The following is a 20,377-nucleotide window of genomic DNA, read 5'->3' on the forward strand; positions in this document are numbered from 1 at the left end:
AATGCTTGCGAATTGGAACAAAGCCCCGTCTTATGAAGACAAAGAAGAACAGGGGCAGTCATGGCAGAGATTTCCAAGCGCAAGCGCATCTGGGGATGGTGGTTTTTCGACTGGGCCAGCCAGCCCTATCACACTCTGCTGGTGACATTTGTGTTCGGCCCCTATTTCGCAGGGGTCGCCGCCGGGTATTACGCCAATACCGGGCTGGGTGCCGAGGCCGCCGCCGCGCAGGCGCAGACGGTCTGGGCAAACTGCCTGACCATCACCGGTCTGATCATCGCGTTCGGAGCGCCCTTGCTGGGCGCAATGGCGGATGTGTCGGGGCGGCGCATCCCCTGGATATTTGCCTTTTCGGTGATGTACGCGGTGGGCTCGGCTGCGCTGTGGTACACGCTGCCCGATGGCTCGAATATGTGGCTGATGCTGTCGGCCTTTGGCCTGGGCTTTGTGGGCGCAGAATATGCGCTGATCTTCATCAATTCTCAGCTGCCCGATCTGGGGGACGATAACGAAGTGGGCGAGATTTCCGGCTCGGGCTTTGCGTTCGGCTATTTCGGCGGTCTGATCTCGCTCGCGATCATGCTGGCGCTGTTTGTGGAACAGCCCAATGGCAAGACCCTGATCGGAATGGAGCCATTGTTCGGGCTGGACGCCGCCGCGCGCGAGGGCACGCGTTTTGTCGGTCCGTTCACCGCCGGGTGGTTCGTTCTGTTCATGGTGCCCTATTTCCTGTGGGTGCGCGATGATCCGCAAACCGAAAAGAAGGGCAGCGTCGGAGAGGCGTTGCGCCTTTTGGGCAAGTCGATCGCCGCCTTGCGTCATCGGGGCAGTCTGGCGGCTTATCTGGGTTCGTCCATGTTCTACCGCGACGCGCTGAACGGGCTTTACAGCTTTGGCGGCGTTTACGCACGGCTGGTGCTGGAATGGGATCTGATCAAGATCGGCGTGTTCGGGATCGTCAGCGTTCTGGCCTCGGCCATCTTTGCTTGGATCGGCGGCAAGATGGATCGGAAATACGGCCCTAAACCGGTGATTTTGACCGCGATCTGGGTGCTGATCTTTGTCTGCGCCACCGTGGTGATGATGGACCGGACGCAGATTTATGGCATCAGCCTGCCCGAAGGGTCCAACCTGCCGGATCTGGTGTTCTTTGGCTGCGGCGTTCTGATCGGCGGCATGGGGGGGATTCTGCAATCGGCCAGCCGCTCGATGATGGTGCGCCACACGGATCCCGCCACCCCGGTTGAAAGCTTTGGGCTTTATGGTCTGTCGGGTCGCGCCACAGCCTTTGCCGCGCCGCTGCTGATCGGGATTGCCACAACCGTGACTGGCAGCGCGCGACTGGGGGTGTCACCCATCGTCCTGTTGTTTATTCTGGGGCTGTTCCTAATGCGCTGGGTGAAACCGGAAGGGGATCAGAGCAGATGATTTTACGACGTTTTTTAATAGTTTTGGCCGCGCTTACCCTGGCAAGTACAGCAGCGGCCGAGCCTTTGGCCAAACAGTTATTTGGCGCGCAGAGGGCCAGTTCACAGCAAAAACCTGCCGCTTTCGGCAGTTATTCGCGCGGCTGTGCTGCCGGTTCAGTGCAGTTGCCGGAAACCGGACCCACATGGCAGGCGATGCGGCTGTCGCGGAACCGAAACTGGGGCCATCCAGAGGCAATCGACTACGTGCAGGACCTCAGCCGTTTTGCCGCCAAACAACCGGGGTGGAACGGCCTTTATATCGGGGATATCAGCCAGCCGAGGGGCGGGCCGATGACCTCGGGCCATCGCTCGCATCAACTTGGGTTGGACATCGATATCTGGATGCTGCCCGGCGGTGATATGCGCCTTAGCCGCACTGCGCGCGAGAACCTTTCTTCCATCTCCCTACGCCGCTCTGGCGGGGCCTTTGTGAACGGCAACTGGACCCCTCAGCACCACGCGATCCTGCGTGAAGCTGCCAAAGACAAACGCGTGGCGCGGATCTTTGTCTTTCCCGGTGCCAAGGTTCAGATGTGCAACAACGAGACAGGCAACCGCGCCTATCTGCGCAAGATCAGGCCGTGGTGGGGGCATCACTATCACTTCCACGTCCGTCTGAAATGCCCGCGCGGATCGCGTGGTTGCGTCAATCAGGATCCGCCGCCCCGGGGCGACGGGTGCGCTCAGGCGCAGGAATGGGTGAACAACATCCTCAACCCTCCGCCACCCGACCCGAACGCCCCAGCCCCCAAGAAACGCCGGGAGTATGTTCTGGCTGATTTACCCCAGCAATGCGCCGCCGTTTTGTCGTCCAACTGATAGCAGCGGCGGCTATTGCGGGATCGGTCGGGGCCGTTGAGGTCAAAACCGCCACGCAACTTGGCAGCTATGTCTGGAGGCATAACGCCGAATGGTTCGGCGGGTTTTCGGCCATCCATATGTCGGAAAACGGCACTCACATCACGGTGCTCAGCGACCGGGCAACGCTGGTCACGGCCCGCATCGCCCGTGACGGGGATCAGATCACCGACATCCGAATTCTGGGCCAATGGCCTGTTCTGTCCAGCGCGGGCCGCATCATGCTGGGCTATGCGGGGGATTCCGAAGGCATCGCAATGGCGCCGGATGGCGGGTTCTATATTTCGTTCGAAGGCGTGCATCGCGTGGCTTATTACCCGGCGCCGGGAACAAGGGCCCAGGTCTTGCCCCGGCCCAAGGCGTTTGACGGTCTGGATCGCAACGGCTCGTTCGAAGGGCTGGCAATCGACGATCAGGGTCGCCTTTATACCCTGACCGAGAAAAGCCGCACGGCGCAGGGGGACATCCCTGTCTATCGCTGGAATGGGCGCGCGTGGTCTACGCCCTTTGTCCTGCTGCAACGCGGGGATTTCCGGCCTGTGGCTGGCGATTTCGGCCCGGATGGGCGGTTTTATGTGTTGGAACGCACCGCTTCCATAACCGGCTTTCGGTCGCGCCTGCGGCGGTGGGATGTCTCTGATGACACGCCAAAGGCCGAAGAAACCCTGATTGAGACAGGCAAAGGCGCGCATGACAACCTCGAAGGGCTGTCGGTCTGGCGCGATGAACAGGGCCGATTGCGCGCCACCATGATCTCGGATGACAACTTTCTGGCGCTGCAACGGACCGAGTTGGTGGAATACCTGCTGCCCGATTGACAGGCCGCAGGCAAAGGTCTAAACGCACGGCTTGCCTTGGGATGAGCCCTTGGCCAAGTCGCCGCTACCTTGTCAAAACGGGCATCAAAATATGCAACGCAGCTTTATTCCCGGCATTCTTGCCATGGCCGCCATTGTCGTGGCCTCGAACATCCTGGTCCAGTTCCTGATCCTTGACGGGCTGTTGACCTGGGGTGCCTTCACCTATCCGCTGGCCTTTCTGGTCACTGACATCATGAACCGCGTCTATGGCGTGGGCCCGGCCCGCAAGGTCGTGTTTGCCGGGTTTGTCACCGGTATCATCTGCTCGCTGATCGGCAGCCAGATCGTGCTGCAAGGGGACGGCTTCACCTATACCGCCGTACCGCTGCGGATCGCAGTCGCGTCGGGTACCGCCTTCCTGATCGCACAGCTGACCGATGTGACCATCTTCAATGCGATGCGCGGCGGTCGCTGGTGGCGCGCGCCGCTAGTCTCAACCCTTGTGGGCTCGGCTTTGGACACTGCGATCTTCTTTACCCTCGCCTTCTCGGCCTCGGTTACGGTCTTCGGTGCTGGCGCAGACGCAGCCATCAGCTGGGCGTGGGAGCCTGTGCCCTTCATGCTGTCCGGCCCGATGGCCCCCCTGTGGGTCACACTGGCCTTTGCCGATTGGCTGGTGAAACTGTCCCTGGCGCTGATCGCGCTGATTCCGTTCAAGGTGATTGTTTCCCGCCTGACTGCGCAGCCCGCGTAAAAAACGTTTGGAGAATGGCACAACTTGTGCCACCATCCTTTTCAACCGCAACAGATAGAAAAGGAGGTGATCCAGTGTCGAGAAAGAGATTGGAGAGAGGTGTCGGAACAACCGGGGGGATCGCCTGCTAGGGCAGCCCTTGGCGGAGCGCTCGCTCCGGCTGGTCGATTGATCTAACCGACCCGACCTCCTGAACTTTCGAAGGGCCGTCCCGCCGGGGCGGCCCTTTCTGTTTCTGTGCGGTCCCTGTAAGGTCCGCCTCATGTTGCGCATCACCGACGAGATCACCCTGCAGGACTGGGAAATGACGGAAAGCTTCGTGCGGTCCTCTGGCCCCGGCGGGCAGAACGTCAACAAGGTGTCCACCGCCGTCGAGTTGCGGTTCGAAGCCGCGCGCTCGCCTTCACTGCCCGACCCGGTGAAGAACAGGCTGAAACGGCTGGCCGGGCGGCGCTGGACCAAGGATGGCGCGATCATCATCCAATGCGAAGAAACCCGATCTCAGGCCCGCAACCGCGAACTTGCCCGCGCCCGACTGGCCGAACTGATCGCCCGCGCGCTGGTCAAACCCAAACGGCGGGTCGCGACGAAACCGACCTATGGGTCGGTCAAACGGCGGTTGGCAGCGAAAAAGGCGCGTGGTGACGTCAAGGCGCTGCGTGGCAAAGTGTCGGAAGAATGATCTGGCATCTTTGCGATGCGTTGCTACTCTGCCCCTGACAGGCAGGAGGGCAACATCATGAGGCTGGACGGAAAAACCGCAATCGTGACCGGCGCGGCGTCCGGGTTCGGGGCAGGGATCGCACAGAAGTTTCTGGCCGAAGGGGCCCGTGTGATGATCGCCGATATAAACGGCGACGCAGCGCAGGACATGGCCGCGCAACTTGGACCAAACGCCTTGGCGCAGCAGGTGGATGTGGGTGACCGTGTCTCGGTCCAGGCCATGGCCGATGCAGCCTATGCCACATACGAACATCTCGACATTCTGGTCAACAATGCGGGCGTCACGCATCTGCCCACACCGCTGGAAGATGTCAGCGAGGATGACTTTGAACGCGTCTTCAATGTGAACATGAAATCCGTCTACCTGACCGCCCGCGCCTTTGTCCCCGCGATGAAGGCCCGCGGCGCGGGGGCTATCCTCAACGTCGCCTCCACAGCAGGCCTGTCGCCACGCCCTAACCTGAACTGGTATAACGCCTCCAAGGGCTGGATGATCACCGCAACCAAGACCATGGCCGTTGAACTCGCCCCCTCTGGTGTGCGGGTGAACGCGATCTGCCCGGTGGCGGGTGAAACCCCGCTATTGAAATCCTTCATGGGCGAAGACACGCCCGAGATTCGCGCCAAGTTTCTCTCAACAATCCCGCTCGGCCGCTTCTCGACCCCCGAGGACATGGCCAACGCCGCCCTGTTCTTGTGCTCGGACGAAGCCAGCATGATCACCGGAACCGCATTGGAGGTCGACGGTGGCCGTTGCATCTGATCCGCTCTTCATCTGGCTAAAAATATCCCCGCCGGAGGCAGCGCGCCTGCGCGCTTCCCGGCCCCAACCTCGACAAAATCAATGACCCCTGGACCCAGAAACCTGATCACCGATGTCCCTGGCCTGCGGGTCGGCAACGCGCAGGATGGCACGCTGAAATCCGGCACAACCGTCCTGACGGCGGATGCGGCCTTCACAGCTTCGGTCCATGTGATGGGCGGCGCGCCGGGAACGCGCGAAACCGATCTGCTTGCGCCGGACAAATCGGTTACACGGGTTGATGCGATTGCGCTGTCCGGTGGTTCGGCCTTCGGGCTGGATGCGTGTTCGGGCGTCTCCGATGCGCTGCGGGCGCAGGGCCGGGGGTTTCCGGTCGGGGACACTGTGGTTCCGATCGTGCCGGGCGCGATCCTGTTCGATCTGCTGAATGGCGGCGACAAGGAGTGGGAGGAAAACCCCTATCGCGCATTGGGGCGCAGCGCGTTCGAAAACGCCAGCGAAGACTTCGCGCTGGGTACGGCGGGCGCAGGCACGGGTGCTCTGGCGGCGATGCACAAGGGCGGGCTGGGCTCCGCCTCGCTGGTGCTGGAAAGCGGTATCACCGTTGGCGCGCTGGTTGCGGCCAACCCGCTGGGCAGCGTCACCACACCGGGTGAGCGTCATTTCTGGGCGGCGCCGTTTGAAATCGGGGATGAATACGGCGGTTTAGGCCCTGATCCCAATGCCGGTCTGGGCCGTCCGCCCCCCAGTCGCAAGGCACAGGCGATGCGCGGCGATCCCGAGAAAACAAACACCACGATCGCGATTGTCGCCACCGATGCCGCTTTGTCCAAACCTCAGTGCCAGCGCGTTGCCGTGGCGGCCCATGACGGCATCGCCCGCGCTGTTCTGCCGGCGCATACGCCGGGCGACGGCGATCTGGTCTTTGGGGTCAATACCGGGGCAAAGGCACTGTCCTCTGACGCCGAGCTTGGGATGATCGGCCACGCAGCTTCGATCTGCCTGGCACGTGCCATTGCGCGCGCGGTTTATCTGGCGACCCCGGCACAAGGCGATCTGTTGCCCTGTTGGTCCGTGTTACATGACTTAAGTTAAGGACAGCCTCTATGTCGCAGTGGCAGAGTGTCGTCACGCGGCAATCTGCCGGTTGACTCTTTTTTGCACCGACGGTCCATTCGGTGCAGCCAATTTCGTATCGGAGCTAAGACAATGAATCGTATCCTCGCTACCGCAATTGTCGGCCTGCTGGCCCTGCCAGCCTATGCAGAAGGTGATGCCGAGGCCGGCAAGAAAGCCTTCAACAAGTGTAAATCCTGCCACCTGATCGCTGACCCCGCGGGCGAAGTGATCGTGAAAGGCGGCAAGACCGGACCCAACCTGTACGGCGTCGCAGGCCGGACCGCTGGCACCTATGAAGGGTTCAAATATGGCGACAGCATCGTCGCCGCCGGTGAAAACGGGCTGGTCTGGGACGAGGAAACCTTTGTCGCCTATTCGCAGGACCCCAAGGCGTTCCTGAAAGACTATCTGGATGACACCGCGGCCAAGTCGAAAATGACCTTCAAGCTGAAATCCGGGGCCGAGGACGTTTTTGCCTATATCGTCAGCGTCTCTGGCGAATAAATTCACACGTTCATAACGGGTGACATGACGAAAGGCCGCAGCCCCGCGGCCTTTCGTGCGCTTGATAACTGGCCTTAACGTTGCCAGTTTGACCTCACGTGGCGAAACAACACTCCGACGGGGCCGCGACGCCAAGCCGATCCGGCCTTAGCTTTTCTTTTTACTTCCCCCGTCCTACGGATCGGCAGCAGGAGACGACCGATGGGAATCATGATCCCGGCCTGGGTTGATGGCGAACTGACCCCAGTAGACAAGCTGGAGGCACATCAGAAAGGCCTCAGGCACAAGGCGGTGTCGGTTTTCGTTATTCGCGGGACCGAGATTTTGCTGCAGCGGCGCGCGCTGGGCAAATATCACACGCCTGGCCTGTGGGCGAATACCTGCTGCACCCATCCCGACTGGGGCGAAAACGCCTCGACGTGTGCCGTGCGCCGCTTGCGGGAAGAGCTTGGGATCACCGGTCTTTACCCGGAATACCGCCACCGGCTGGAATATCACGCCGATGTCGGCAACGATATGGTCGAACATGAGGTGGTGGATGTCTTTCTGGCCCATGTGCGCGGCCCGCTGAAGATCGAGCCGAACCCGGACGAGGTGATGGAGATCCGCTGGATCGACTATCACGATCTGCTGGCCGAGGTGCAGCGCCACCCTGACCGGTTCACGCCCTGGCTGAAGATCTATCTGCACAACCATGCCGACACGATTTTTGGCCCCGACCTGATCATTTCCGCAAAATCCTGAGGCGCAGGGCACATCCTTACCTTGCATGGCTGCTGCAAGCGGCCTAAATCAACGCGTCATGGCCAAGCAGAAGACCGACCCGAATTACAAAGTGATTGCCGAAAACCGGCGCGCCCGCTTCGATTACGCAATCGAAGAGGATATCGAGTGCGGCATCGTGCTGGAAGGCTCCGAGGTCAAATCCCTGCGGGCCGGTGGCTCGAACATTGCCGAAAGCTATGCCTCGGTCGATGACGGAGAGCTGTGGCTGATCAACAGCTACATCGCACCGTATGAGCAGGCCAAGGTGTTCAAACACGAAGAACGCCGCCGCCGCAAACTGCTGGTCTCACGCAAGGAGTTGTCCAACCTGTGGAATGCGACCCAGCGCAAGGGTATGACGCTGGTGCCGCTGGTTCTGTATTTTAACCATAAGGGCCGGGCCAAGCTGAAGATCGGCATCGCCAAGGGTAAAAAGCTGCACGACAAGCGAGAAACGCAGGCCAAGCGCGACTGGTCACGGCAAAAGCAGCGTTTGATGAAAGATCACAGCTAGGGTGGGGGACACCCCGACCACTGCGAAGCCCTGGGCTGAAAGCCTAAATCAGTTGGACGTCGGGTCTCTCATACCGATCCTAAGGTTCAGCGACGACCGCGCCCAGGGGGACTGGACGCCATCCGTTTCGCTGATAACGTCCGAGCGCACCTGATCAAACAGCTGATCGAGGGACAGGCCAGAGGTCCCGATCCCGCGCGCAATCGCTGCTGTATAAGGGCTGTTGGTTCCGGTCCCATCAAGTGCAACGTCACCGGGTCCTGTGGCATAGGCGATCAGGTTGTTCGTGCGTGCGGTCATACGCGCCAGCCCGTCGCCCACATCCAGGACCACGTCCGATTGGCTGCTGAACGGATTGTCGCGGCAGGCGTCAAGGATCATAACGCTTACAGCCTGTGGCGAGTGAAAGCGATCCAAAACCCATTCTGCCGGGACGGCTTCGCCCGCTATGTCAGCCTCGGACTGAATGTTCACACCCAGCGGAAGAAGATAGTTAAAACCATCACTGCGCACCCCGTGCCCCGCGAAATAGAATACGGCCAACGCCTCGGACCCCGCCGCGCGTACTTTGCTGGCAAAGGTTTCGACTTCGCGCATCATCTCTGCACGGTTCGCATCTGTCAGCGTCGTGACCGAGAAACCGGCGTTGCGCAGTTCATAGCTCATCAATTGCGCGTCGTTCACGGGGTTGTCGAGCGCCGGGACATTTGTGTATCCGGCATTCCCAATCACCAATGCAAACCGTTCATGCGCCGCTGACGGCCCTGCTAACAGGGCGGTCACGATATAAAATGCTGCAAAAATACGCGTCAATTCGGCCTCCAGGTTTTATGGGTAAACGTCATTCAGGTTTTGCTTCACCGGTAACGCCCGAAGCACAAGGATAGAGCCGCAGAAACCAACCGCCACCCTTGCTCATCCCATTAAAATGCCATCGCTGCCTGTACCGCGCGTTGCCAGCGGGCATAGGCGGCGTCGCGGGCTTCTTGCGCCATCTCCGGTTCAAAGCGTTTGTCCAGTTGCCATGTCTCGGCAAACCCGGCCTGATCGGGGTAAACACCTGCTCTCATCCCGGCCAGCCAGGCCGCGCCCAGAGCGGTTGTTTCCTGCATCACCGGACGGTCCACCGGCGCGCCCAGGCAGTTTGACAGCCCTTGCATGGTCCAGTCCGATGCGCTCATCCCGCCATCGACGCGCAGGATCACATCGGCCTCGGCGCCCCAGTCGCCTTGCATGGCGTGCCACAGATCGCGAGTTTGGAAGGCGATGCTGTCCAGTGTGGCGCGGGCAATTTCGGCCCGGCCCGAGTTGCGGGTCAGTCCGAACATCGCGCCCCGGCAGTCGGGTTTCCAATAGGGCGCGCCAAGCCCGGTAAAGGCGGGAACCAGCACCACATGCTGGGTCGGATCGGCCTGCGCTGCCAGATCGCCGCTTTGTGGGGCGGCATCTATGATTTTCAGCGCGTCCCGCAACCACTGCACCGCAGCCCCCGCGATGAAGATTGACCCTTCCAGCGCATAGGTCCTCTGCCCGTCCAATTGATAGCCAATGGTGGTCAGCAGGCGGTTCTTCGAGGCGACAGGCTGCGTGCCGGTATTCAGCAGCGCGAAACATCCCGTTCCATAGGTCGATTTCATCATGCCGGGTTGGAAACAGGCCTGCCCGATGGTGGCGGCCTGCTGATCCCCCGCGACGCCCAGGATTGGGATATTGCCGCCCAGCAGCGACGTGCTGCCGAAATCCGCCGCGCAATCCAGCACTTGCGGCAGCATCGCCAACGGCACATCCAGAAGCTCGCAAATCTCTGCACTCCACGCGCCCTTGTGGATGTCGAACAAAAGGGTGCGGGCGGCGTTTGTGGCGTCGGTCACGTGGCTGCGCCCTTCGGTCAGACGCCAGATCAGAAAGCTGTCGATGGTGCCGAACAGCAGCTCTCCGGCCTCGGCCCGGTCGCGCGCGCCATCGACGGTGTCCAGCAGCCATTTGACCTTGGTGCCCGAGAAATAGGGATCCAGCAGCAGCCCGGTCTGGGCGGTCACGTCATCTTCGCACCCGGCCTGTTTGTAGCGGGCGCAGATCTCGGCGGTGCGACGGTCTTGCCAGACGATGGCGTTGTGGATCGCCTTGCCGGTGGTCTTGTCCCAGACCACGGTGGTTTCGCGCTGGTTGGTGATGCCGATCCCGGCGATCTGGTCGGCTGAGACCTTGCTGGTCTCCATCACCTCGCGGCAGACGGTCAGGACGCTGTCCCAAATATCCTCGACATCATGCTCAACCCAGCCTTCCTGCGGGAAATGCTGTGGAAATTCACGCTGCGCCGTTCCGACACGGTTCATCTGCGCATCGAACAATATCGCGCGTGAGGACGTGGTGCCCTGATCGATTGCCAGAATATAGGTCATGCCTGCGCGCCTCTCCCAAACCGTTTTGCGGGACTTTAGCGCAAACAATGACGCTCGGGCCAGAGCGTTCAGACGGGAATATTGTCGATCAGGCGGATTCCGTTCAGCCAGGCGGCGGCCAGCAGGCGGGCTGGGCGATCCGGATGGGGCAGCGGCTCAAGCGTTTCGGCGCAATGCAGCTTGAGGTACTCGACCTGCGAAAACCCCGCTGCCAGCAGATCGGCCTGCGCCTGTTTCACCAGCGGACCAAACTCTGCGCCGGTTTTCAATGCGCCAGCGATGTCCCGCATCGCCCTGTTCAGATGCGCGGCCACCTCAAGCGCTTCGGGCGACAGGCGCAGGTTGCGCGAGGACATGGCCAGCCCCGAAGGCTCGCGCACCGTAGGGCAGCCGATCACTTCGATCGGAATGTCCAGATCGCGCGCCATGCGGCGTACGACCAGCAATTGCTGATAATCTTTTTCCCCGAAATACGCCCGATCTGCCTGCGTTTGCAGGAACAGCTTGGCGACCACGGTGGCGACGCCGTCAAAGTGGCCGGGGCGGAATTCGCCCTCAAGCACGTCGGTCAGGCCGGTGACCGAGACATTGGTGGCAAAGCCTTGCGGATAGATCTCGTCGGGCTCGGGCACATAGATTGCATCGACGCCGTAGGGGGCCAGCTTTTCCGCGTCCTCAAGTTCGGTACGCGGGTAATTGGCCAAATCCTCGGGGTTGTTGAACTGTTTGGGGTTCACAAAGATGGTGACGATCACCCGGTCGGTGCCTTCCCGCGCGGCCTCGGCCAGCGACAGGTGGCCCTGATGCAGCGCGCCCATGGTGGGCACAACGCCGATGGTTTCGCCCTTGCGGTGCCATTCGGTGGTCAGCGCGCGCAGGTCAGCCAGACGGCGCAGGATCGGTGCGGTCATGATTTGGTGCCCTTGGCGGGGGCCTGATCGGCAAAGACATGCTCGGCTGCCGGAAAGCTGCGCGCGCGGACCTCGGCGGCGTATTCGGCGATTGCAGCCTCGGCCAGTGGACCAAGCTCGGCATAGCGTTTGACGAATTTCGGTTTGAACGCTGTGAAAAAGCCCACCATGTCGTCCACTACCAAAATCTGCCCGTCACACCCGGCAGATGCACCGATGCCGATGGTCGGGATCGCGACCTCACCCGTGATCTGATCGGCCAGACCCTGCGGCACCTTCTCTAAAACGACGGAAAATGCGCCCGCGTTCGTCACCGCATGGGCATCGGCCAAAACGGCTTCGGCCTGCTCATCCCGGCCCTGCACCTTGTAGCCACCCAGCGTGTTGATCGACTGCGGCGTCAGGCCGATATGCGCCATCACCGGAATGCCGCGCTTGACCAGAAAGCGGATGGTCTCGGCCATTTCAACGCCGCCTTCCAGCTTGACCGCACCCGCGCCGGTTTCCGCCATCAGGCGGGCGGCGTTGCGGAACGCCTGCGCCGGGCTTTCCTCGTAGCTGCCAAAGGGCATGTCGATGACCATCATCGCGCTGTTCAAGCCGCGCGCGACGGCCTGACCGTGCAGGATCATCATCTCCATCGTCACGCCAAGGGTCGATTCCAGCCCGTGCAGCACCATGCCGACGCTGTCCCCGACCAGAACAAAGTCGCAATGGGCGTCCATCAGCCGGGCCATTGGCGTGGTATAGGCGGTCAGGCTGACAAGGGGCTCGCCGCCTTTTCGGGCGCGAATATCCTGGGCGTTCGGGGCTTTCTTGCGGGCGGTGGCGCTCATGCTCGCTCCTCGCGGGGTTCATGTTGCAGCGCGGCATAACAGATCAGGCAGGGCCATAGAAACCCCGGTTGCGCGAACATTTCCTTGAATGACCCAAGGTTTAGAGGAACACTGGCCCAGGAATAACCCGCACAAACACGGTTACGTTGACTTCAACGGGGAGAGATTTTCATGACAAAGCAGGTGTTTCGAACCTTTGGCTCGGTGCTTGCGCTGAGCGCCGGATTGCTGGCAACGGGCGCGATGGCCAAGTCCGACATTACGATTGCGATGCAGTTGGAACCGCCGCATCTGGATCCAACCAGTGCTGCCGCGCAGGCAATCGATTCGGTGGTTTACACCAATATCTTCGAAGGGCTGACCCGGTTCATGGGCGACGGCTCGGTCGTGCCGGGGCTGGCGGAAAGCTGGGAAATCTCGGATGACGGCACCGTCTATACGTTCAAGCTGCGTGAGGGTGTGACCTTCCATGACGGTAGCACGATGGATGCCGAGGACGTCAAGTTCAGTCTGGACCGCGCCAATGCCGATGACAGCGCCAACGCACAGAAAGCCCTGTTTGCCGGGATTGAAAGCGTCGAGGCGGTGGACCCGCTGACCGTCAAGGTCATTCTGTCCGAGCCAAACGGCAATTTCCTGTTCAACATGGCCTGGGGCGACGCGGTGATCGTCGCATCCGAAAGCATCGAGGACATCAAGACCAACCCCGTCGGCACCGGAGCCTTTACCTTTGGCGAATGGGTGCAGGGCGACAGTATCACACTGAACCGCAATCCCGATTATTGGGGCGATCAGCCCGCGTTGGAGACTGCTACCTTCAAGTTCATCTCGGACCCGACCGCTGCCTTTGCCGCCATGATGGCCGAGGATGTGGATGTGTTCGACAATTTCCCCGCGCCCGAGAATCTGCCTCAGTTCGAAGCTGATCCGCGCTTTCAGGTCCTTGTCGGCTCGACCGAGGGGGAAACGATTCTGTCCACCAACAACAAGCAGGCCCCGTTTGACGATATCCTCGTCCGGCAGGCGCTGGCCCATGCAATTGACCGTCAGGCGATCATCGACGGGGCGATGTTTGGCTATGGCACGCCCATCGGTACTCATTTCGCGCCACATCACCCGGCCTATGTCGATCTGACGGGTCAGTCGGCTTATGACCCGGAAAAGGCCAAAGCGATGCTGGCCGAGGCCGGATATGCGGAGGGGTTCGAGACCACTTTGCACCTGCCGCCTCCGTCATACGCCCGTCGGGGTGGAGAGATCATCGCAGCACAACTGGCCGAGGTTGGGATTACCGCCGAGATCATCAATGTCGAATGGGCGCAATGGCTGGAATCGGTGTTCAAAGGCAAGGATTTCGGCCTGACCATCGTCAGCCATACCGAGCCGATGGATATCGGTATCTATGCGCGGCCTGACTATTATTTCCAATATGACAGCACCGATTTTCAGGCGCTGATGGATCTGCTGAACACCACAACCGACCCGGACGAACGCACCCGGTTGATGGGCGAGGCACAACGCCTGATCGCCAGCGACTATGTCAACGGATACCTGTTCCAACTGGCCAAACTGGGCGTGGCCAAGGCTGGCGTGCAGGGGCTGTGGCAGAACGCGCCCACGGCGGCGATTGATCTGACGGCGATCAGTTGGGCCGAGTAAACTGGTGTTTCTGACTGGCAGGCTCATCGTATCGGCCTGCCAGACATATGACCTTAATACAGACCGGAAATGCTCGGATACGCTCTCAAACGACTGATCTCTTTGATGATCAGCCTTGCTGTCGCCTCGGTGGTGATCTTTGCCGTGATCGAGATCGCGCCGGGCGATCCGGCCTCGTTCATGCTGGGTGTGAACGCGCAAGAGGATACGCTGGCTGCGCTGCGGGCCGAGTTGGGCTTGGACGGGTCCAAAGTACAGCGGTATTTCAGCTGGGTCGGTGGGATGCTGGTGGGGGATTTCGGCACCTCTTACACCTACCGCACGCCGGTCTCGCAGATGATTGCGGATCGGCTTTGGGTCTCCTTGCCACTGGCTTTGTATGCGCTGACCCTGTCGACCCTGATCGCCTTTCCGGCAGGCATCTACGCTGCCGCGCGCCGGGGCAAACCCGGCGATCTGACGGTGATGGGAGCCACGCAACTGGGCATCGCCGTGCCGAACTTCTGGTTCGCGATGATGCTGGTCCTGATCTTTGCCATCAACCTGCGCTGGTTCAATGCGGGCGGGTTTGCAGGCTGGGACAAAGGGTTCTGGACCGGTATGCATTCCCTGACCCTGCCCGCGATTGCCCTGGCCCTGCCGCAAGCGGCCATTCTGGCGCGTGTGATGCGGTCGTCCTTGCTGGACATTCTGGGCGAGGATTTCATGCGCACCGCCCGCGCCAAGGGTCTGTCCCGCCGTCAGGCGCTGTGGCGGCACGGGGTTCGAAATGCGCTGATCCCGGTGCTGACCATTATAGGGCTGCAATTCTCGTTCCTGCTGGCCGGGTCGATCATCATCGAACAGGTCTTCTACCTGCCCGGCCTCGGGCGGCTGGTGTTTCAGGCAATCTCGGCCCGTGACCTGATCGTGGTGGAATCGGTAGTCATGCTGCTGGTCTTCGCTGTCATCACGGTGAACTTTCTGGTCGATCTGGCCTATGCCGCCGTTGACCCAAGGCTAAGGAGCCGGACATGAGCCGCAACCTGATCCTTGGCGCGGTGCTGTCCTCGTTGGTCCTGCTGGCGGCGTTGGTGTCTTTTGTCTGGACGCCGTATGATTTTGCGGCTCTGAACATTCCGCAGAAATTGCAGCCGCCCAGCGCGCAGCACTGGTTCGGCACCGATCATTTCGGGCGCGACATGTTCTCGATGATCATGGTCGGCGCGCGGACGTCGATTGCGGTGGCACTGGTCGCAGTTGGGATTGGCATCGGCTTGGGCGTGCCGCTGGGTCTGACAGCGGCGGCACGCAAAGGGTCGTGGCTGGATGAGGTCATTATGCGCGGCAATGATCTGGTCTTTGCCTTCCCCTCGCTCGTCATAGCAATCCTGATCACGGCCGTTTTCGGGGCCGGAGCCATCAACGCGATCATCGCCATCGGCATCTTCAACATCCCCGTTTTCGCGCGCATCACCCGAGGGGCCGCGCTGTCGCTGTGGGAGCGCGAGTTCATCCTCGCCGCCCGTGTCTCGGGCAAGGGCGCGGCGCGGATATCGGTGGAGCATATCCTGCCTAACGTCGCCAACCTGCTGATCGTGCAGGGCACCATTCAGTTCAGCCTGGGCATTCTGGCAGAGGCGGGCTTGAGCTACGTTGGTCTTGGCGCGCAACCGCCCACGCCAAGCTGGGGTCGGATGCTGGCAGACGCGCAGACAATGGTCAGTTTCGCCCCGCATTTGGCTCTGATTCCGGGTCTGGCGATCATCGTCACCGTGCTGGGGCTGAACCTGCTGGGCGATGGGCTGCGCGACTGGCTAGACCCCAGAATCCGGGTGGCGCGGGCATGAGTTTGCTGCGGATCGAAAACCTGTCCCTGGGTATCCACGGGGTCGAGATTCTGAAACAGGTCAGCCTGATGATTGCGCCCGGTCAGATCGTGGCAGTGACCGGGGAAAGCGGCTCGGGCAAGTCGATGACCGCGCTGGCCGTGATGCAGTTGTTGCCAAACGGGGCCGACAGCGGCGGCTCGATTTTGCTGGATGGGCAAGAAATTCTGAACCGGTCCGAGGCTGAGATGTGTGCCTTGCGCGGCGCCTCGATCGGGATGGTGTTTCAGGAACCGATGACCGCGCTGAACCCGGTCAAGACCATCGGCGACCAGGTGATGGAGACCATTCTGATCCACAAAGCAATGCCCCCCGCGCAAGCGCGGGAGCGGGCACAGGAAGTGCTGACGCGCGTCGGCCTGCCACCGGATCGCTTCCCCTTGTCCCGCTACCCGCACGAGCTGTCGGGCGGGCAACGTCAGCGCGTGGTCATCGCCATGGCCATAGCCCTGCGCCCCAAATTGCTGATCGCGGATGAGCCGACAACGGCGCTGGATGTGACCACTCAGGCCCAGATTCTGGACCTGCTCAAGGGGTTGGTGACCGAATACGGCATGGGTCTGCTGATGATTACCCATGATCTGGCCGTTGTCGCCGATATGGCGGATCAGATCGTGGTCATGCGCCATGGCGAAGTGGTCGAAAGCGGTGCGACGGATCACTTGCTGCGCAATATGCAGCACCCCTATACGCGGATGCTGTTCGAGGCGTCGAACCATCAGGTGGCACTGCCCGACGCCCAGCAGCCGCACCCGTTGCTGGAGGTCACGCAGGTGATCCGCGACTATCGCCTGCCCCGCAAAGGCCTGTTCGACGCGCCGGGCCATACCCGTGCTGTGGATGGCGTCAGCTTCACCCTCAACCGGGGAGAGCGGCTGGGGCTGGTCGGAGAGTCCGGATGCGGGAAATCGACCCTAACGCGGGCTATTTTGGGGTTGGAAGAGGTTCAATCGGGTGACATCCGGCTGGAAGGTCAGCCGGTTTTTTCAGGCCACAAACCCAACCCGGCGGTGCGCCGCAAGATGCAAGTGGTGTTTCAGGACCCCTATGGCAGTTTCAACCCGCGCCACCGCGTTGCCCGGCTGATTACGGAACCTTTTCACCTGCTTGACACCCCTCCCAAGGGGGCAGAGCGGCAGGATCGGATTGCCGAAATGCTGACCGCCGTGGGGCTGCGTCCTGAGGATGCCGACAAGTACATCCACGAATTCTCGGGCGGGCAGCGGCAGCGGATTGCCATCGCCCGTGCGCTGATCATCCGCCCAGAACTGATCCTGTTTGACGAAGCTGTCTCGGCCCTCGACGTTTCGGTCCGGGCGCAGATTCTGGATCTGTTGGCCGAACTTTGCTCGGCCTATGATTTGACCTACCTGTTCATCAGTCACGACCTGAGCGTCGTGCGCACAATTACGGACAGGGTGATGGTCATGCAGGCCGGGAAGATTGTTGAACAGGGCGAAACCGAGCAAGTCTTCACCAACCCGCGTCATCCGTACACGCAAAAACTGATCTCGGCCGCGCCGCAATTGCCTGAGATCGGGAAGGGTGCCGCATGAGGTTTCCCATATTAGAGCCGAAATAGGAGCTTCCGATGACCGACCCGATTTGGTTTGATCCCAGCCTCTGTCTGATCGGAGGCATATGGCAGTTGCCGGACGGGGGACAATCGCTGCCCTTGGTCAACCCGTCCGATGGATCGGAGATTTGCCGCATCGCGCGGGGTGGTGCCGCAGATATGGATGCGGCAGTCACGGCGGCCCGATCTGCGTTGGACGGCGACTGGGGCCAAATGCCCGCGTTCGAGCGGGGGCGCATCCTGAGCCGCCTGAGGCGGTTGGTTCAGGAACGGGTGGAGGATCTGGCCGTGTTGGAGGCGATGGATGTTGGTAAACCGCTGACTCAGGCGCGGGCGGATGCCGTCGCCCTGGCGCGCTATTGCGAGTTCTACGGTGGCGCGGCGGATAAGGTGATGGGCGAGACGATCCCGTATCTGGACGGCTACACGGTTTACACGCTGCGCGAACCGCATGGCGTGACGGGTCATATCGTGCCCTGGAACTATCCGATGCAAATCATTGGCCGTTCGGTCGGGGCGGCGCTGGCCATGGGCAATGCCTGTGTCCTGAAACCGGCGGAAGAGGCCTGCCTGACCGCGCTGGCCTTTGCCCATCTGGCGACCGAGGCCGGGCTGCCTGCCGGGGCGCTGAATGTCGTGCCCGGATTGGGGGCCGAGGCCGGGGCCGCGCTATCCGGGCATCCAGGCGTTGACCATATCTCGTTTACAGGTTCGGTTGCGACGGGCGCTTTGGTGCAGCAGGCGGCGGGGCGAAATGTGATCCCCGTGACGCTGGAACTGGGCGGGAAATCACCGCAACTGGTCTTTGACGACGCCGATCTGGACGCGGCCCTGCCGTTTCTGGTCAATGCAGGCATTCAGAACGCAGGGCAAACCTGTTCGGCCTCGTCCCGCATTCTGGTGCAGCGTGGCGTCTATGATCAGGTCAGGGTGCGCATGACTGATGCCTATGGCCAACTGAGCGTGGGTCCGGCGATGGATGATCTGCGGGTGGGCCCCCTGATCTCGGACCGGCAAAAGACCATCGTCTCGGGGTTTCTGGCGAAAGGCGGGGATCTGACCATCGCCGCGCAGGGGCAGATCACCGCCAACGCGCCAGCGGCCGGGGCCTATGTCCGACCAACCCTGTTCGCGGACGTGCCCCCCGATCACGTTTTGGCGCAGGATGAGATATTCGGCCCGGTTCAGGTTCTGATCCCGTTCGACACGGAAGATGAGGCTCTAACCATTGCCAACAGCACCGACTACGGCCTTGTCGCCAGTATCTGGACACGCGATGGCGCGCGGCAGATGCGGTTGGCAAAACGTCTGCGCTCGGGTCAGGTGTTTATCAACAACTATGGTGCCGGGGGCGGCGTCGAATTGCCATTTGGTGGGGTCGGTAAATCCGGTCACGGTCGCGAAAAAGGGTTCGAGGCGCTCTATGGCTTTTCGCAACTCAAGACCGTTGCGGCCTATCACGGCTAGACGATCACCTCGATTGCCTTCTGCGCGCCAACCCCAAACACCCGTTTGTAACGGTCGATCTGATCCGCCGGTCCCATCGCCTTTTCCGGGTTGTCCGACAATTTGACCGTCGGTCGCCCGTTGGCCGAGATCGCCTTGCACACCAGTGAAAACGGCGCAAGCGCGTCGCCCGGTACCAGACCGCGAAAGTCATTTGTCAGCAGAGTGCCCCAACCGAAGGAGATATTGGCGCGGTCCGCAAACTGGCCGTGCAATTCCTTGATCTTGTCCACGTCCAATCCGTCCGAAAAGATGATCCGCTTTTGCGTCGGATCCTCACCGCGGGATTTCCACCAGTCGATGGCCACTTCGGCCCCGGCAGCGGGATCGCCGCTGTCGACCCGGATCCCGGTCCAGCCGGCCAGCCAATCGGGTGCGCGATCCAGAAACCCTTTGGTGCCGTAGGTGTCGGGCAGGATAATCCTCAGATTGCCGTCATGCTCATCATGCCAGTCGCTGAGGACATCGTAGGGGGCCTGCGCCAATTCCTCATCCGTGTCGGCCAGCGCGGAATAAACCATGGGCAGTTCGTGGGCGTTGGTGCCAATGGCCTCAACCTCGCGCCGCATGGCGATCAGGCAATTCGAAGTGCCGGTGAAGGATGACCCCAGGCCTTCGATCATCGCCTGAACGCACCAATCCTGCCACAGGAAGGAATGCCGCCGCCTTGTCCCGAAATCCGCAATCCCCAGCCCTTCGATCGAGCCAAGCTGCGCGATCTTCTCCCACAACCGCGTCATGGCCTGAGCGTAGAGCACCTGCAATTCAAACCGGCGCATCTGGTTCAGCACGGCGCGCGAGCGCAGTTCCATCAATACGGCCAAAGCGGGGATTTCCCACAACATGACCTCGTGCCATTTGCCCTCAAACGTCAGCTCATACTGATCACCCTTCCGCTCAAGATGATAGGGCGGCAGGCGTGTGTTCTCGAACCACTCCATGAAATCTGACCGGAACATCTGCCGTTTGCCGTAGAACATATTGCCCCGCAGCCAGGTACTTTCCCCACGGCTGAGGCTGAGCGAACGGATGTGATCCAGTTGTTCCCGCAACTCTCCTTCGTCGATCAAATTGGCCAAAGGCACGTGATTCGACCGGTTGATCAGTGAAAATTCCACATTTGTTTGAGGCTTATTTCGAAACACTGACTGGCACATCAGCAGTTTGTAGAAATCTGTGTCGATCAAAGACCGAACAATCGGGTCGATCTTCCATTTGTGGTTGTAGACACGGGTCGCGATATCGACCATGGGGAACTCCTGCGATTTCCGTTGTTAGATCAATCAGCACGGGGAATGGCAAGAGTCGCTGATCTGGTGACAATGCCCGCTTGACGTCACAAAGCGGGCA

Annotated in this window: 20 protein-coding genes; 15 read left to right on the forward strand and 5 right to left on the reverse strand. The window is 61.0% G+C overall.

Annotation, left to right across the window (positions count from 1 at the left end; all coding sequences use genetic code 11):
- Positions 1–60: 60 nt before the first annotated feature.
- From ACR0MO_RS10695 to smpB, 10 genes are all read left to right on the forward strand, one after another.
- Complete coding sequence (locus ACR0MO_RS10695; protein ID WP_170735725.1) at positions 61–1,428, forward strand: MFS transporter; 1,368 nt, start codon at positions 61–63, stop codon at positions 1,426–1,428.
- Positions 1,425–2,288, forward strand: coding sequence for a penicillin-insensitive murein endopeptidase (gene mepA / locus ACR0MO_RS10700; protein ID WP_480891154.1), 864 nt, complete (start codon positions 1,425–1,427; stop codon positions 2,286–2,288). The genes ACR0MO_RS10695 and mepA overlap by 4 nt, the downstream gene beginning before the upstream one ends.
- Entirely contained in the window at positions 2,261–3,145 is an 885-nt protein-coding gene (locus ACR0MO_RS10705; protein ID WP_170453556.1) for an esterase-like activity of phytase family protein, read from the forward strand. Before mepA ends, ACR0MO_RS10705 begins: the two co-directional genes overlap by 28 nt.
- A gap of 91 nt (positions 3,146–3,236) precedes the next feature.
- Positions 3,237–3,881 (forward strand): queuosine precursor transporter, encoded by a 645-nt coding sequence (locus ACR0MO_RS10710; protein ID WP_170453557.1) that lies wholly within the window; start codon positions 3,237–3,239, stop codon positions 3,879–3,881.
- Positions 3,882–4,143: 262 nt separating this feature from the next.
- Positions 4,144–4,563, forward strand: a complete 420-nt coding sequence (arfB, locus tag ACR0MO_RS10715) for an alternative ribosome rescue aminoacyl-tRNA hydrolase ArfB (RefSeq protein WP_170453558.1) — start codon at positions 4,144–4,146, stop codon at positions 4,561–4,563.
- Positions 4,564–4,620: 57 nt separating this feature from the next.
- Positions 4,621–5,367, forward strand: coding sequence for an SDR family oxidoreductase (locus tag ACR0MO_RS10720; protein ID WP_170453559.1), 747 nt, complete (start codon positions 4,621–4,623; stop codon positions 5,365–5,367).
- A gap of 81 nt (positions 5,368–5,448) precedes the next feature.
- Positions 5,449–6,462: a P1 family peptidase gene (locus ACR0MO_RS10725; protein WP_480891157.1), complete on the forward strand. Its 1,014-nt coding sequence runs from the start codon at positions 5,449–5,451 to the stop codon at positions 6,460–6,462.
- Between the two features lie 114 nt (positions 6,463–6,576).
- Positions 6,577–6,990: a cytochrome c family protein gene (locus ACR0MO_RS10730; RefSeq protein ID WP_170453561.1), complete on the forward strand. Its 414-nt coding sequence runs from the start codon at positions 6,577–6,579 to the stop codon at positions 6,988–6,990.
- Between the two features lie 201 nt (positions 6,991–7,191).
- Complete coding sequence (gene idi, locus ACR0MO_RS10735; RefSeq protein ID WP_170453562.1) at positions 7,192–7,734, forward strand: isopentenyl-diphosphate Delta-isomerase; 543 nt, start codon at positions 7,192–7,194, stop codon at positions 7,732–7,734.
- A gap of 58 nt (positions 7,735–7,792) precedes the next feature.
- Entirely contained in the window at positions 7,793–8,269 is a 477-nt protein-coding gene (gene smpB, locus ACR0MO_RS10740) for an SsrA-binding protein SmpB (RefSeq protein WP_170453563.1), read from the forward strand.
- Between the two features lie 48 nt (positions 8,270–8,317).
- On the opposite strand, the gene ACR0MO_RS10745 is transcribed toward smpB, so the two are convergent.
- The 4 genes from ACR0MO_RS10745 to panB form a co-directional block, all read right to left on the reverse strand.
- Positions 8,318–9,082, reverse strand: a complete 765-nt coding sequence (locus tag ACR0MO_RS10745; RefSeq protein ID WP_480583679.1) for a caspase family protein — start codon at positions 9,080–9,082, stop codon at positions 8,318–8,320.
- A gap of 110 nt (positions 9,083–9,192) precedes the next feature.
- The gene (gene glpK / locus ACR0MO_RS10750) at positions 9,193–10,671 is read right to left on the reverse strand and encodes a glycerol kinase GlpK (RefSeq protein ID WP_480873113.1); all 1,479 of its coding nucleotides are present in this window, start codon (positions 10,669–10,671) and stop codon (positions 9,193–9,195) included.
- Between the two features lie 68 nt (positions 10,672–10,739).
- The gene (gene panC / locus ACR0MO_RS10755) at positions 10,740–11,582 is read right to left on the reverse strand and encodes a pantoate--beta-alanine ligase (protein ID WP_480891159.1); all 843 of its coding nucleotides are present in this window, start codon (positions 11,580–11,582) and stop codon (positions 10,740–10,742) included.
- Complete coding sequence (panB, locus tag ACR0MO_RS10760) at positions 11,579–12,418, reverse strand: 3-methyl-2-oxobutanoate hydroxymethyltransferase (protein ID WP_480891161.1); 840 nt, start codon at positions 12,416–12,418, stop codon at positions 11,579–11,581. The genes panC and panB overlap by 4 nt, the downstream gene beginning before the upstream one ends.
- Before the next feature lie 171 nt (positions 12,419–12,589).
- Between panB and ACR0MO_RS10765 the strand changes: the two genes are divergently transcribed.
- From ACR0MO_RS10765 to ACR0MO_RS10785, 5 genes are all read left to right on the forward strand, one after another.
- On the forward strand, positions 12,590–14,077 hold the full coding sequence (locus ACR0MO_RS10765) for an ABC transporter substrate-binding protein (RefSeq protein ID WP_480891163.1): 1,488 nt from the start codon (positions 12,590–12,592) through the stop codon (positions 14,075–14,077).
- Positions 14,078–14,146: 69 nt separating this feature from the next.
- Positions 14,147–15,094 carry an ABC transporter permease gene (locus ACR0MO_RS10770; RefSeq protein ID WP_480891166.1) on the forward strand — a complete coding sequence of 316 codons (948 nt, stop codon included), beginning with the start codon at positions 14,147–14,149 and terminating at the stop codon, positions 15,092–15,094.
- On the forward strand, positions 15,091–15,906 hold the full coding sequence (locus ACR0MO_RS10775; protein WP_170521202.1) for an ABC transporter permease: 816 nt from the start codon (positions 15,091–15,093) through the stop codon (positions 15,904–15,906). The genes ACR0MO_RS10770 and ACR0MO_RS10775 overlap by 4 nt, the downstream gene beginning before the upstream one ends.
- Complete coding sequence (locus ACR0MO_RS10780; RefSeq protein WP_480891169.1) at positions 15,903–17,501, forward strand: ABC transporter ATP-binding protein; 1,599 nt, start codon at positions 15,903–15,905, stop codon at positions 17,499–17,501. Before ACR0MO_RS10775 ends, ACR0MO_RS10780 begins: the two co-directional genes overlap by 4 nt.
- 35 nt (positions 17,502–17,536) lie before the next feature.
- Complete coding sequence (locus tag ACR0MO_RS10785; RefSeq protein ID WP_480891172.1) at positions 17,537–18,988, forward strand: aldehyde dehydrogenase family protein; 1,452 nt, start codon at positions 17,537–17,539, stop codon at positions 18,986–18,988.
- Here the strand turns inward: ACR0MO_RS10785 and pncB are convergent.
- Positions 18,985–20,277 (reverse strand): nicotinate phosphoribosyltransferase, encoded by a 1,293-nt coding sequence (gene pncB, locus ACR0MO_RS10790; protein ID WP_170623290.1) that lies wholly within the window; start codon positions 20,275–20,277, stop codon positions 18,985–18,987. The genes ACR0MO_RS10785 and pncB overlap by 4 nt on opposite strands.
- Positions 20,278–20,377: the final 100 nt, after the last annotated feature.

It is taken from the genome of Ruegeria sp. K5 (assembly GCF_056531805.1).

Bases quoted from the DNA above. Each gene is read 5' to 3' on its own strand.
- ACR0MO_RS10775 (WP_170521202.1), top strand. From the start codon at position 15,091: ATGAGCCGCAACCTGATCCTTGGCGCGGTGCTGTCCTCGTTGGTCCTG.
- idi (WP_170453562.1), top strand. From the start codon at position 7,192: ATGGGAATCATGATCCCGGCCTGGGTTGATGGCGAACTGACCCCAGTA.
- ACR0MO_RS10785 (WP_480891172.1), top strand. From the start codon at position 17,537: ATGACCGACCCGATTTGGTTTGATCCCAGCCTCTGTCTGATCGGAGGC.
- arfB (WP_170453558.1), top strand. From the start codon at position 4,144: ATGTTGCGCATCACCGACGAGATCACCCTGCAGGACTGGGAAATGACG.
- ACR0MO_RS10695 (WP_170735725.1), top strand. From the start codon at position 61: ATGGCAGAGATTTCCAAGCGCAAGCGCATCTGGGGATGGTGGTTTTTC.
- ACR0MO_RS10725 (WP_480891157.1), top strand. From the start codon at position 5,449: ATGACCCCTGGACCCAGAAACCTGATCACCGATGTCCCTGGCCTGCGG.
- ACR0MO_RS10730 (WP_170453561.1), top strand. From the start codon at position 6,577: ATGAATCGTATCCTCGCTACCGCAATTGTCGGCCTGCTGGCCCTGCCA.
- panC (WP_480891159.1), bottom strand. From the start codon at position 11,582: ATGACCGCACCGATCCTGCGCCGTCTGGCTGACCTGCGCGCGCTGACC.
- pncB (WP_170623290.1), bottom strand. From the start codon at position 20,277: ATGGTCGATATCGCGACCCGTGTCTACAACCACAAATGGAAGATCGAC.
- ACR0MO_RS10770 (WP_480891166.1), top strand. From the start codon at position 14,147: ATGCTCGGATACGCTCTCAAACGACTGATCTCTTTGATGATCAGCCTT.
- smpB (WP_170453563.1), top strand. From the start codon at position 7,793: ATGGCCAAGCAGAAGACCGACCCGAATTACAAAGTGATTGCCGAAAAC.
- ACR0MO_RS10710 (WP_170453557.1), top strand. From the start codon at position 3,237: ATGCAACGCAGCTTTATTCCCGGCATTCTTGCCATGGCCGCCATTGTC.
- glpK (WP_480873113.1), bottom strand. From the start codon at position 10,671: ATGACCTATATTCTGGCAATCGATCAGGGCACCACGTCCTCACGCGCG.
- ACR0MO_RS10765 (WP_480891163.1), top strand. From the start codon at position 12,590: ATGACAAAGCAGGTGTTTCGAACCTTTGGCTCGGTGCTTGCGCTGAGC.
- panB (WP_480891161.1), bottom strand. From the start codon at position 12,418: ATGAGCGCCACCGCCCGCAAGAAAGCCCCGAACGCCCAGGATATTCGC.
- ACR0MO_RS10705 (WP_170453556.1), top strand. From the start codon at position 2,261: ATGCGCCGCCGTTTTGTCGTCCAACTGATAGCAGCGGCGGCTATTGCG.
- ACR0MO_RS10720 (WP_170453559.1), top strand. From the start codon at position 4,621: ATGAGGCTGGACGGAAAAACCGCAATCGTGACCGGCGCGGCGTCCGGG.
- mepA (WP_480891154.1), top strand. From the start codon at position 1,425: ATGATTTTACGACGTTTTTTAATAGTTTTGGCCGCGCTTACCCTGGCA.
- ACR0MO_RS10780 (WP_480891169.1), top strand. From the start codon at position 15,903: ATGAGTTTGCTGCGGATCGAAAACCTGTCCCTGGGTATCCACGGGGTC.